We start from the raw sequence: 12685 nt of genomic DNA, 5'->3' as shown, positions 1-12685 counted from the left end.
CCCTAAATTTTTACTCAAAGAAAGTTTTTACTTTCCTCAAATAACTCCTCCTTTGGGACAAACTAATCCTCATCCCCCAACCCAACATTTTGATTGTTCATTAAATTGTTTACCTTCTGATTCTCATTTATAAACATTATTTCAGATCACTTGTTCCAAAATAGGTTTAATTCCTGTTCAACTAAAGTTGAGACTCATTAAAACATCCTTGATTCCCATTTTTTTGTCATCATCTTTATCACTTTTCATTTTTTCCGCAAATCAAGCTGCAACCCCTTTGTTTTTATTTTGTGGATTTCATTGAATCCCATTTGGACTAAATAAACATCTATGTGCACACTTTTCAATTAAGTCTCGGATTCATTGATTTTCTGGAGTTTTTTCAGTTGGATAATAGTCAGATGATGTTTTATATTGACTTTCAGCTGTGTTTTGTAGCAAAACATTTTTACTCCATTTCCCTTCCCTTAAAACTTGTTCAATACTTTTCAAAAGAATTTGATAAATAGCATCTGATAATCTTTTAGATTCATTTTCATCAGCTCTTTTCATTTTTTTGAATTCAACTTGAATTCCATTAAAAAGTTTTTCAGATTTTTCAATAGAACTTTCTGTTTTCACAAATTTAGTGTTAAGACCAAATTTGAAATTCTTTTCTTTTCCTGAAGATTCCGAGGAATCTTCGGAAAATCTCTTAATACGTCTATTAATTGCTTTTTCTTTTTGATTTTTATTGCCAAATTTTTCAAATCATGATTTGCAACCATAAAGAGTATTTGCAACTTCTTTCATTATTTCCTCAATATCATTTACTTTTGTTTTTATAGCTTCATCTGGAGCTCATTTTCTAATATTCTTTATTCATTCTCCCACAAAATCTCCATCCATACAGGGAATTGATAGCTCAATATTTGAGCTATCTAATCCTAAATCTACATTTGAACCTAAAACTTCACTTAACCTTTCCTTATTGTCTAAATCAATATCTTCTGTCTTAACTTTTATACCTTCTTTTCCGATTCGCACTCCATCAATTTGAGGTAAAAAAGATCCAAGATTAATTCCTAGAGGAACTCCTAGTAATGTAATAGCTCACTTTCAGATCATCTACCTTAAATAGTTATTTAAGAAAACTTCTTGTTTTCTCAAATAACTCCTCCTTTAGGACAAGCTAGACCTCATCCTCCCATTCAACACTTTGTCGTCCCTTTTATTTGTTCTCCTTCTTCTTTTCACTCATAAACATTATTCCATATAACTTGTTTCAATACAGGTTTAATTCCATTTCAATTGAAATTAGCACTTAACAAGAAGTCTCTAATTCCCATCTTCTTGTTATTGTCTTCTTGACTTTTCATTTTTTCCTCAAATCATTTTGCTACTCCATCTTTTTTACTTGAAGGGTTTCATCCAATTCCAATTGATGAATTAAATCAACACTTAGATGAACAATTTTCCATTAGATTTCTAACTCATTGATCTTCTGGTTTTTCTTCAGCTTGATAGCGTTCAGATGTTTGCGGATTTACCGAAATATTTTTAATCCATTTACCTTCTCTCAAGATTTGCTTAATACTTTTAAGCAGAATTTGATAAATAATTTCCGATATTCTTCTGGCTTCTTCTGAATTAGTATCTTGAACCTTTTGGAAATTAATTTGAATTCCGTTAAAGAACTTTCCAGAAGCTTTATCAACAACATTTAGTGTTTTTTCAAATTTGGTACCAAAACCAAATTTGAATTTTTTATTAGATGATTCTTCGGAATATTCTCTAAATCTTTTAATACGGTTTCTGATTGCCTCTTCTTTTTGACCTTTATCTTTTAATTGTTCAAATCAACCTTTACATCCATAAAGAGTATTTGTAATTTCTTTCATAATTCCTTCAATATCTTTTACTGAACTTTGAAGAGCCCCATCAGAAGCTCAATTTTCAATATTCTTCATTCAATTATTTACTAAATCACCATCCATGCAAGGAACTAAGAGTTCAATATCAGTTCCTTGCTTTTCTGAATCTATAACTTCATTTAGTTTCTCTTCGCTATTGTTAATATCTTCTGATGTAACTTTTCTATTATCTTTTCCAATATAGATTCCATCAACTTGGGGCAAGAAAGCCCCAAGATTAATTCCTAGCGGAATTCCAAGTAATGTTATAAGTAACTTTCATCTCATCCTTTTAAAATACTATTAAGCTATCTTGACTTACCCTTTAGCATTCGCATCTTTCTGTTTCTTTTCAACTATTATACCTGCTGTGTTGTCTCACACCCCACTCTCTTCAGCTTCTAAAACACAACAAATTAAATTCCCTTATTCTGAAGGTAGATATTTTCTTAAGCCAGATTCTTCGTTGCTTAAAAGTCCTCCGGCAGATTCTTTGTCTCTTAGTGAAGGAGCAGTAAGAGCTTTAGTGACTATTACATCATCAAATCCTGGAAAGTAATTTTCTTTTAAGTTAAAAGTCTTTAACCTAAGGGGTTAAGACTATATAAATTAAGTTAAGTTTTTTTACTTAGAGTTTTTCTAAAAAAGTTGCAATTTACTTTTAAAAGTTAATTAAAAAAAGGGGCTTTACTGCCCCCCCCGAATGTCCTTCAATTTTGAAATTAAATTTTTAGGAATCTCAAAAATATGTTCTAAAGAATCTCTGTAAGTCATTCTTCTAGAATATCTTCATCACTCAAATAAAAATCACAAAAGGAAAAAAGCAGAACATGCATATAGAGTTATTATTGTTCCCTCTGTTAATTGAGGTCATCTAAAAAAACTAGTTCAATCGCTCATTTTCCTTTTTTAAATTTAAGAATTAAAGTTCACCTTTTATTTTTTATAAATAAATTCTTTTAACTTTAATGTTCATTCTTTTTTTCAAAAAACTTTAAAGATTGTTAAGGAGGGAGTATTTCTTCCTCTTAAATTGAAAACCTTAGTTTATTGCTATTTTTCTACTAAAAATCATTTTGAAAAGATCATTTTTGATCTTTTCAAGTCTTTCAATATTTTTTTGTAAGTTTTCAATTTTGAGTTGAATATTTTCGCAAATATTGTTGAATTTTTCTAATAATTTTTCTTCAGGAATTGCAATTACAGTTGGTTTAAATTCAAATTCTTTCAATACTTTTACTCCGGGACAATTTTTATGAAGTTCAAAAATTATTAAATTTATAGCTTCTAATAAAAAATAAATTTGATTTTTCACTTTAGGTACAACAAGAAAACAACCATCACTAACTTCAAATTTTCCTTTACAAACTCTAGCAATAAATTTACCCATTCTTGTGACCAAAATTGCGAACATATCATAGGAAAATTCATTAATTTTTTCCGGACTTCTTTCAGAAGAAGTGAAAAAAGGATATTTTCCTATTTTTACAGCCCTTGTAGCCGAAACATGTCCTCTTTTTATTGAAGTAATATCACCTAACCTCTTAATAGATCATCCCCCCCCCCGCAGAGATTAAGTCGTCAAGACTTAATCCTTTATTTTCAGGAAACCTTAGATTCACAAACCACTCTTTAAAAATAGTAGTTCTTATTCTTTGAAGAGCTTTTATTTGTTTTTCGTTATTTTCAATTAGTTCATCATAAGCTGAGAGAGTATTTCCAATTTTCTCTTGCATTTGTAAGGTAGGAATTAAAAGCTTAATGGATAAGAATTTATTTAGATAAAGTCCTAGTTGCGCAGTCACTGCGCTTGAAAGATCATTTGATATTTTTTAAATTTCGGGCAATCCAATGAGTACTTTATAAAGCGAGGATTGGAAATTTCTTTGAAAGAGTTGAATCCATGAACTGCATTTGTTAAACATGATTTTTGACTTAAAAGGGCTGAGTCACCACAACCAGATCCATATTGATTTATGCAAACAGTATCTTTAGGGAATAATTTTCCTTTTCTAACACCACTCAAGTTATAGTATCTTTTGCATTTGGAGACATATAGTCTAGATTCACTAACTGCTTCACAATCAACTAAAGGAATATTTCCTCCCTCAAAAAGAGATAATGTTTTTTGTCCTATTTTTGGAACAGCTTTCCCTGTGGAAGTTGTTCCAAGATCTTTAATGGCAATTTCTTTCCATAAAGTATGAAAAATGTCAGACATTAAATAACTGATATTTTTTGGTTAAAGATCATTTTGTGTAAATCCTTTTTCATTATTTCTAGTCTCTCGATATTCTTTTGTAAATTCTCAATTTTGAGTTGAATAAATTCACAAATTTCATTGAATTTCTCTAATGTTTTGTTGTTAGGAATGAAAATTTGTAAATTGAGCAATCTTTGTAACCTTAAGGTTTTTAATATTCCTGAATCTTCTTTGTGCAAAATTTGAAGTTTTATTTTCAATTGTTCGAACAAAAAATAGAACAAATTTCTATTTTTGGTCTTCAATATAAAGACATGATCGCTAGCTTCAAATTTTCCTCTACAGAGAAAAGCTAGAAAGTTTCCAGTTATTGTAATTAATATAGCATCCGCGTCATAAGAATATTTATTAATTCTTTCCGGATTTTTTACAGATGAGGTGAAAAAAGGGTAAATTCCGAATGGAGTAGCAAATTTAGATAATTCCTCACCTCTAGTAACTTCAGCAACTTCTTGAAGTTGTTGATATTGTCAAGAATCAGGTAAACTATTCTCTCTCTCTCTCAGGCTCATAAGCTAAATAGTTAGGGAACCTTAAATTCACAAACCACTCTTTAAAAATAGCCGTTCTTATGGCTTGAAGCACCTCTATTTTGCATTTCGTTGTTTTCGATTAACAAATCGCGAGAAGATAATATGCTACCAATTTTTTGTTGAATTTCATAAATAGGGTATGGAAATTCAACAATCTTTAATCTTTCTGTAGTTAAAGAAAGTCTGGTTGTGGCACTTTTAGCCAGAGAGATGCAAGTATTTTTGACTTTCGAAAAATCAAAACAGTACTTTATGAAAAAAGGATCTGAAATTCCTGAAAAGGAATTAAAACCATGAACATCACAAGACAAGCAGGATTGAGAGTCTAATATAGCTGAATCTGCAACATTTCCGTTATTAGATATACACACCGTATTTTTCGGAAATAATCTTCCTTGCTGTAATCCTTTTTGGTTATAGAATTTTCTGACATCTTTTATAAAAAGTCTTGAAGATTTACAATCTTGTGTTTCTATAAAAGGTATAGTTCCTCCTTCAAAAAGAGTTCGATCATTTTTCGGATAATGAGTTTGCTTTCCTCTATGGAAAGTTCCTAACTTATCCAAAGTAACTCATTCTCATTTTTTAGGAGAAGACATTACTAGACTTCTCTCCCCTTAAAAATTCTTATTTTTTTCCTCCCTCTAGGGGAGAGAAAGAAAACTAACTAATTTTGAAAAAGACTGGTTAGTCTCTCCCTATACTATTAACTACTTTTCATTCATAAAGATTTATTTTTTCTAATTCGACTCATTAACTCTATAGCTTCTTTTTCTAAATCATCTAGTTCCTGGTGCATAACTTCCATTCTTTTGAAGAAAGTTTCTTGATCTTCTAGTTCTTCCTCTTCAAGACCTACATAAACACCAGGAACTAGTGAGTAATCATTTTCTTTAATTTCTTCAATTTCAGCTACTTTACAGAAACCAGGAATATCTTTATATTCTCCTTCACCGAATTTTGAATAAATTCAGTGAAATTCTTTTGCAACAGTAATTGCATTATCAAAACTATTGTGTTTTTCTTCTCATTCTTGTTTCAATTTCATTTTTTCTTTTCTATTAGTGATACTTGAAAGCTCAAATTCACTATCTTTTATTAGTTGTTCTTTTTTATCTTTAAAAGCTTTCAAGTAATCATCCCCCTCAACTAATACTGAGAATTTATCTGCATAATTTCTCAGTTTTTCTTTATACTCACTAATTAGTTCTCTATATTTTTCTACTTGTCCTCTATATAGTTGGACAGTAGAAATTAAATTCTTAGATTGTCATTCATTTCAAGTATTATGTCCCGCATCTACAGGGACATAATAGTTTGAAGCATCTATGAAAAGAACTTTATTTTCATATTCTTGTGGCTTTTGTTTGTTGAAGAATCACAAACAACAGTCACCTTTAAATTTGCTCTTAAAGAATTTAGGAGCAACATTAATTAGTAAATCTATATGTTTTGTTTCTACTACTTTACTTCTTATTTCTTTATCTACTGTTCCACTCATAGTAATGGATGGCATTACAAATCCAGCCTTACCAGTGGAATTTAAGTAGGAATAGAAGTAAGAAATTCACAAAAAGTTAGCATTTTTAATTTCTAACTTACTTACTTGTGGAAGTCCGAAAGGTAATCTTCCAGCAGCTTCTGCTGCCTCAGCATTAACTCCAACTATGTTGAAGGGGGGATTAGCTAGAACATAATCACATTTACCATTCAGACCTCAGTGGTCATTGTAGTAAGAGTTAGCATCATCTCCTCCTGCTATTTTCCCACTACCTAAGTGGTGAATAAAAATGTTCATCAAACACAATCTAGCATTGTGTTCTACTTTTTCATGACCTCAGAATGTTATGTGTTCATTGCAATTCAAGTTATGTTTATCCATATATTGCTTAATTGCAATGAACATACCACCGCTACCACAAGCTGGATCTAAAACAGTTCCTTGTGTTGGCTCCAAAATATTAACAATAATATTTACTAATGAGGGGGGAGTGAAGAAGATACCTTCCTCACCTTTTACATATGAGGCAAATTGTTCTAGGAAGTATTCATAAATACTTCCCAATTTGTCATCTTCCCAAGTAATGTCTTCGTGGTCAAAGATTTCTAGTAATCCCTTAAGTATCTTGTCTGGAATTCTGTTGTATTCTCCAAATAGAATGCCTCTCAGTTTTTCTGTTTTGGTTGCTATGAGAGTCATAGCATTATCCAAAACTTCCCCTAAGCTATTTAAAGGTTGACCATTAACATCTTTTAATTCTTTAGAAGAAATATCTTCTGGTAAAGAAAGAATTCAATTGTATTGTGCTCCCTCAGGGAGCATAATTACCCCTAATCTTTTATAGTCATCCTCTTCTTCGGGAAGGATTATTCCTTCCCTTTGATAATATTCTTCATTGATTTTTTTCTTAGCTTTCTTATATCTTGCATCCATATATTTAAGGAATATGATGCCCAAAACGGGCATACAAAATTCACTTTCTTTTAAGCTGGAATTAGCTCTTAGGTTGTCACAGGCTTTCCATAACCTATGCTCTAGAGTCAGCAATTAGAAGCTCTCCCCTTCTCCCTCTCTGGTTTTTTAGTTTTTGTCTCCCCCTTTAAAACTTAACGAAACTGACTAAAAAATGTAGTTTTTTGCTTAAAAAATTAAAAAACTTTATTAAATTGTTCGGATTGTTTTGTTCTCAAGAATGTTTTCATATCTTTGTAGTATTTCTCTAATTGACTCTTATATGAGGAAGTTTGTCCTCCAGTTTCTTTAATTCCTCTAATTAGATCAAATTTAGAAGTTTTTCTGTTATTGGACAAATCTAAGCTATAAGACCTAATAGGTTGAACTCCTCCCAAATCTTCTTCCCAAGTTCAAGCAAGAGAATAAAGACCTAATAAGTTTTCGTTTTCATCTACTACCATAGCTCCTGATCCTCCAGCACCAATATTTATTCGATCTATTCAGTAATAAAAACCATTTTTATCTTGTTTGCTTGTCTTTCCTCAAGACATACTAAATGGAGAATCTTCTATACCTCTAAGAGCTCTTTTCCCTTCTTCTCGTCTTTGAATATCGAAATGAAGTGTTTTTTGACTTAGAGTAGCGGCTTGATGTTTAAATTCATCTACTTTATGATTGAAAGTCATAAAGTCTCCTCTAAGTTTTGGAAATCCTCCAACATAGTAAGCAGTGTTGTAAGTTTTTTCATCGTAAAAGTTATCTTCTTTTTCTGTAATTCCATTATGGAAGATATTTATAGGACTTTTATTTCCTGCTCCATATTTTCCGTGGAAGTCATCTGTAGCCATTTTTGCATCATGTTGGTCACTAAAAATAACTTCCAAAACTATAAAGTCATGGAAATAATCATCAGTGCTAACCGCACTCTTAATAACTGAATTTCCTAAGTGATTTCTTGCTGAATAAAACAATTTTGTTGATTTAACACTTATTCCTTCAAGTTTTTTATTTTGATGTTCATCAACTGTTTCCTTAAATACTCCTAATTGGAAAGAGCTTGGAGAAGCTTTTACTGATGTACAGCTTTGCGGAAGATCTTGACCAAAATTGCTGTGCGCATCATCAGAGAAGTTAAATCTTTCGAATGTATGAGCATTAGTTGCAATAAACCACTTAGTTGGATATGTTCCATCTTCCGGCCATTCATAATCTAATATTCAACCAGTTCCTTTGGCACAGGAACATCTATGTTTAAGAGCTACTGTATAGTCCCTTATCTTTTGTTCAATTTGTTCGCTCTTGACAGGATCTCAATTTTTACCTTTAAAGTTATGTGATTGTCAAAATTCCCTATAAGCTTTTTCCTTATCTACTTCTCCTGTAGAAAATCTTCTACCTGAAGAATAATCATTTTGATAAGTGTAAGAAGGTCTAACCCCTCTTTCTCTTTGAACCTGAACTAGTGGGTGATAACTTTCAGTGGTTATTTGTTGTTCTTCATTAATATCCCCCCCCCCACCGAAAATACTTGTTGTTGTAAAAAATTTTGATTACTTCTGGTTTCAGTCCCACCTTCAAATGTTTCTGAAGTTTTTATATATTCACTTTCTTTTAAAAACTCACTTATATCATTGTTTTTTAATAAGAAATATTTAGTTAAGGGGTAGCAGCCACCTACCCCACACAAAGATAAAACAACCTTAACTAAACTACTCAAGACTATTTACTTATTGAACAAATAGAGTTATTTCCCATTCCATTAATGTGCAAAATTTTCAAAAATAATGAAATTTTCTAAGTTTTTATTTTTTCATTTAGAAAATTTAATTTTTGATAATTTCAAAAATTCCTAAATAACTGATATTTTTTGGTTAAAGATCATTTTGTGCAAATCTTTTTTCATTATTTCTAGTCTCTCGATATTCTTTTGTAAATTCTCAATTTTGAGTTGAATAAATTCACAAATTTCATTGAATCTTTCTAATGTTTTGTTGTCAGGAATTGAAATTACAGTTGGCTTAAATTCAAATTCTTTTAATACTTTTACTCCGGGACAATTTTTGTGAAGTTCAAAAATTATTAAATTTATAGCTTCTAATAAAAAATAAGTTTGATTTTGTATTTTAGGTACAACAAGAAAACAACAATCACTGACTTCAAACTTTCCCCTACAAACTCTAGCAATAAATTTACCCGTTCTTGTGACCAAAATTGCAAACATATCATAAGAAAATTCATTAATTTTTTCTGGACTATTTTTTGAAGCGGTAAAAAATGGATATTTTCCTTCCCTTACAGCTTTTTTAGCTGAGATATCTCCTCTTTTTATTGAAGTAATACCACTTAATTTCTTAATAGCTCATCCCCCCCCGCAGAGATTAAGTCATTAAGACTTAATCCTTTATTTTCAGGAAACCTTAGATTCACAAACCACTCTTTAAAAATAGAAGTTCTTATTCCCTGAAGCACCTCTATTTGTCTCTCATTATTTTCAATTAGCTCATCATAGGCTGAAAGAGTATTTCCAATTAGATATTGCTCATTTAAGGGAGGGCAAGGGAATTTAATTGAGAGTAATTTATGTCTAGATAAAGCTTTTCTGGGAGTTGTGGTGGAGGAAGAAATAAATATTTTTTTCTTTATATCTGAGAAATCTAAGGAGTATTTAAAAAATTTGGGGAAAGAAATATTTTCGCAAGAATTGAAAGCATAAATATTGTTGGATATGCAACCATTTGTTTTTAGGATTGATGATTCTCCCGGATAAGATCCGACACACACAAAGCAAACAGTATCTTTGGGAAAGATTTTTATTTTGGATGGAAGATATTTGGGATCATAGAATTTATCTCCCAAAATATGTAATTTACTTTGACTAATTGTTCCGCCATCAACAAAAGGAATACCTTTATTTTTATTAAGAGAGTGAGAAATATCAAATTTTGAATTTCATGGATTTCCAGTTTCAAAACTTCCTAACTTATCTAAAGTAACTCATTCCCACCTAGGGGGGGGCATTTGCATCCCTTCTTCCTTAGTTTTTATTTCTCGATTATTTTCTGAAATAGAAAGGTTTTTAAGTTTTTCTAGAACATTCATTATCTAGTAATTATTTATATATAAGAGAAAAACTTAAAAACTTCCTAATATATTTCCTTTATAAGACAAAAATCTGCAAAAAGATTCTTGAGCTACAAGAATCATGAATTTTTCTATAAGTTTTGGGTTGTTCCTAAATATTTATTTAATGGTGATCTTTTAAAAACCCTTTTAAAAATTTTCCTAAATTAAATAAATTTTTAGGACTATTCTTTTATAATTAGCTAAGATTTTTTGTCTTTTAGAAAGTAAATAGTTAAAAAGTAGTCTTGCCTTTCCCAAGCATTTTAAAAGTTGTTCTTCTTTCAGTTAGTGGAGCTGGAGGAATTGGTTATGCAGGAAGAGAGTTCTATAAATTTGCTAATAATTCAGAATTACTGAAGAAAACAAAGAGTTTTTTCGAAGAAAGTTTCCTAGGTAGTGAGCAATCTTCTAGATTTTCGCCCCCCCCGCAAGATGACACAGAAATTTCGAGAGGTATCTCAGGAATTTCTTCAGATGAGTCATCTTTAAGTTCTCAAACATCAGAAACATATTCAAGTTCAACTTCTTCTAGAGATAGTAGCTCTAGTGAAGATTCAACTTCACTTCCAACAACCGAAAGCTTTAGTGTTGAAGGGCAACAAAACCCAACTTCTCAATCCACATCTGAAATCCAAGCAACTTCTGTAGGGAGTTCTGAAGCTGCTTCCGCAGCAGCTAAACCAGAACAACCTAAACCAATTATTGAAAATGAAACGGGAGATTGAAATAAAGATAGTGGTTTAACTAATAAAGCTTATGGGCAAAAAGCTACAAAAATTATTGCCAATAAGCAAAAAATGTCCGAACAAGAAAGAAAACATATTGAAGAAGGTAGAGATGAATGATATTACTGAAATTACAGAAATAACTTTGTTAGTTCTGGGGATGTAAATCTAATAAAGAATTCACAACAACTGAAAGATGATGCAAAGGTTTACAAAATGATTAAAGACCATACAGTTAAGTTGTCTACTCCTTGTTCAGCCGGTACCGGCTGATTCTTAGATTTTGAACTTCCAACAAGTCAAGACAAATATCCTACAAAATGATTTATTGCTACAAACCTGCACGTAATTAATGAAATTAAGTTCTCAGAAAGTGACAATGATTACAAAGTATCCTTACCAGTAACTAAGGATACTTTGGATTTCTATGTAAATAAAAATGAGAAATACAAGTGATGTATGGAATTCCTTAAAAAGGATTCCCCATCAATAGATCTATTAGTTGAAGAAGATGTAACTGAAGAACTTAATAGATCTGATACTCAATCAGTTAGATATAGATCTAGAGAACAAGAATATTACAAGAACCATCCTGTATATATACAAATGAATGAAAATGCAGGTAAAGGAGTTAATGTAAGAGCTCCAAAGATTTATGAAACAAACATTAAAAATCCAAAGTTAGTGTATGCTTCAATTAACTTTGCTGGAGTTAAAAAAGATTTTGATGATGAAAGAAAAACTATGGATTACTTTAAAGACTTTGGAATAGTTGAAGTTAATTTTGACAATGAAGAAGTAGCTAAAAAAGTTACAAACAAATTATTTGATAAGTATTACAAAAATAAAGTATTTGAAGGTTCAAATACTCAAACATCTGAAAAGTCAGTTAACTTCTTTGCTTCTGAGTTAATGAGTAGATATGATGTTGATCAAATTAATGACAGTGAAGAACACTTCTTTGTAGGGGGATACCCTACAGGAGATAATAGAAGTGGAGAAATCTCTTTCTCTATGAATCAAAAATATAGAAAGAGATATGACAGTAACTATAGAGCAAGTATTAATCCTACTCACAGTAAGTTAACTTACTTTAAAGAGATTAATGATAAAGAGAACTGGACAGGATATAACTTTACCAATGAACATGACCAAGTTGTTAAGGGCCACATGAATACAGAAAAGAATAAGAATCATTTCAAAACAACTAAGTTGCTTTGAAATAATAAATCCCTGCACACATGAGGTTATAGTTACTTGATAGACAATACTTTCCTAGGAGGAGGAGCTTCAGGAAGTATGGTATTGGATAAAGATGGAGGACTTCTAGGACTTTACACTAGATATGATGGTAAAGGATTTAACTATGCGGAAATTGAAGCTGTAAGAGGAAATCAAATTAAAGATAAAAATGGAAGAGTACTTGTTCCAAGTTTTGACTTAATTGCTGGTAAAGGAGGGGGACTATATTCTTACAGAACTCAATTGGAAACACACAAGAAAGATATGAAAACTTATTTGAGTTCAAAAGCCAACTGAAAATATAGTTAGTAATCTTTTTAATTAATTGGGCAGTAGCCCAATTAATTAAGTTAAGTAATTTTTTTATCTTTTAATTTAAAAAGATTATTTTTATTAACTCAAAAATATAGATATATTTTTATTAATGAAAAATATTTTTTACATTAATAAAC

General features: G+C 30.7%; 16 protein-coding genes. 2 read left to right on the top strand and 14 right to left on the bottom strand.

Annotated elements, in window-relative coordinates; genetic code table 4:
• Positions 1-27 precede the first annotated feature (27 nt).
• Together MSU_RS03940 and MSU_RS03935 are read right to left on the bottom strand one after the other, a co-directional pair.
• On the bottom strand, positions 28-1107 hold the full coding sequence (locus tag MSU_RS03940) for a hypothetical protein (RefSeq protein ID WP_013610148.1): 1080 nt from the start codon (positions 1105-1107) through the stop codon (positions 28-30).
• 17 nt (positions 1108-1124) lie between these two features.
• Positions 1125-2180 (bottom strand): hypothetical protein, encoded by a 1056-nt coding sequence (locus tag MSU_RS03935; protein WP_013610147.1) that lies wholly within the window; start codon positions 2178-2180, stop codon positions 1125-1127.
• Positions 2181-2262: 82 nt separating this feature from the next.
• Between MSU_RS03935 and MSU_RS03930 the strand changes: the two genes are divergently transcribed.
• A complete protein-coding gene (locus MSU_RS03930) occupies positions 2263-2451 on the top strand; it encodes a hypothetical protein (protein WP_148221858.1) in 189 nt (62 codons plus the stop codon).
• A gap of 128 nt (positions 2452-2579) precedes the next feature.
• On the opposite strand, the gene MSU_RS03925 is transcribed toward MSU_RS03930, so the two are convergent.
• The 12 genes from MSU_RS03925 to MSU_RS05015 all read right to left on the bottom strand — a co-directional run bounded on the left by MSU_RS03925 (position 2580) and on the right by MSU_RS05015 (position 10524).
• The gene (locus tag MSU_RS03925) at positions 2580-2792 is read right to left on the bottom strand and encodes a hypothetical protein (protein WP_013610145.1); all 213 of its coding nucleotides are present in this window, start codon (positions 2790-2792) and stop codon (positions 2580-2582) included.
• A gap of 142 nt (positions 2793-2934) precedes the next feature.
• Positions 2935-3306 (bottom strand): restriction endonuclease subunit S domain-containing protein, encoded by a 372-nt coding sequence (locus MSU_RS03920; protein ID WP_013610144.1) that lies wholly within the window; start codon positions 3304-3306, stop codon positions 2935-2937.
• Between the two features lie 130 nt (positions 3307-3436).
• Entirely contained in the window at positions 3437-3697 is a 261-nt protein-coding gene (locus tag MSU_RS04405; RefSeq protein ID WP_013610143.1) for a restriction endonuclease subunit S, read from the bottom strand.
• Positions 3682-4113 (bottom strand): restriction endonuclease subunit S domain-containing protein, encoded by a 432-nt coding sequence (locus MSU_RS04400; protein WP_013610142.1) that lies wholly within the window; start codon positions 4111-4113, stop codon positions 3682-3684. The genes MSU_RS04405 and MSU_RS04400 overlap by 16 nt, the downstream gene beginning before the upstream one ends.
• A complete protein-coding gene (locus MSU_RS03910; RefSeq protein WP_013610141.1) occupies positions 4113-4667 on the bottom strand; it encodes a restriction endonuclease subunit S in 555 nt (184 codons plus the stop codon). The genes MSU_RS04400 and MSU_RS03910 overlap by 1 nt, the downstream gene beginning before the upstream one ends.
• 41 nt (positions 4668-4708) lie before the next feature.
• Positions 4709-5287: a restriction endonuclease subunit S gene (locus tag MSU_RS03905; protein WP_013610140.1), complete on the bottom strand. Its 579-nt coding sequence runs from the start codon at positions 5285-5287 to the stop codon at positions 4709-4711.
• Between the two features lie 107 nt (positions 5288-5394).
• Positions 5395-7236, bottom strand: coding sequence for a type I restriction-modification system subunit M (locus MSU_RS03900; protein WP_013610139.1), 1842 nt, complete (start codon positions 7234-7236; stop codon positions 5395-5397).
• Positions 7237-7337: 101 nt separating this feature from the next.
• Positions 7338-8309 carry a DUF31 family putative serine protease gene (locus MSU_RS03895; RefSeq protein WP_237696910.1) on the bottom strand — a complete coding sequence of 324 codons (972 nt, stop codon included), beginning with the start codon at positions 8307-8309 and terminating at the stop codon, positions 7338-7340.
• Between the two features lie 317 nt (positions 8310-8626).
• On the bottom strand, positions 8627-8860 hold the full coding sequence (locus MSU_RS03890) for a hypothetical protein (protein ID WP_043885179.1): 234 nt from the start codon (positions 8858-8860) through the stop codon (positions 8627-8629).
• Between the two features lie 132 nt (positions 8861-8992).
• Complete coding sequence (locus MSU_RS03885) at positions 8993-9364, bottom strand: restriction endonuclease subunit S domain-containing protein (RefSeq protein WP_013610138.1); 372 nt, start codon at positions 9362-9364, stop codon at positions 8993-8995.
• 122 nt (positions 9365-9486) lie between these two features.
• Positions 9487-10242 carry a restriction endonuclease subunit S gene (locus MSU_RS03880; RefSeq protein WP_013609434.1) on the bottom strand — a complete coding sequence of 252 codons (756 nt, stop codon included), beginning with the start codon at positions 10240-10242 and terminating at the stop codon, positions 9487-9489.
• A 183-nt stretch (positions 10243-10425) separates the two neighbouring features.
• Positions 10426-10524, bottom strand: coding sequence for a hypothetical protein (locus MSU_RS05015; protein ID WP_158304040.1), 99 nt, complete (start codon positions 10522-10524; stop codon positions 10426-10428).
• Between MSU_RS05015 and MSU_RS03875 the strand changes: the two genes are divergently transcribed.
• Positions 10512-12542: an MIP family Ig-specific serine endopeptidase gene (locus MSU_RS03875; RefSeq protein ID WP_013610137.1), complete on the top strand. Its 2031-nt coding sequence runs from the start codon at positions 10512-10514 to the stop codon at positions 12540-12542. The genes MSU_RS05015 and MSU_RS03875 overlap by 13 nt on opposite strands.
• The last annotated feature ends 143 nt before the right edge of the window (positions 12543-12685 follow it).

This window comes from Mycoplasma suis str. Illinois (assembly GCF_000179035.2).
GTDB classification, from domain to species: domain Bacteria; phylum Bacillota_I; class Bacilli_A; order Mycoplasmatales; family Mycoplasmoidaceae; genus Eperythrozoon_A; species Eperythrozoon_A suis.
This window is presented reverse-complemented; position numbering and strand designations above follow the sequence as displayed.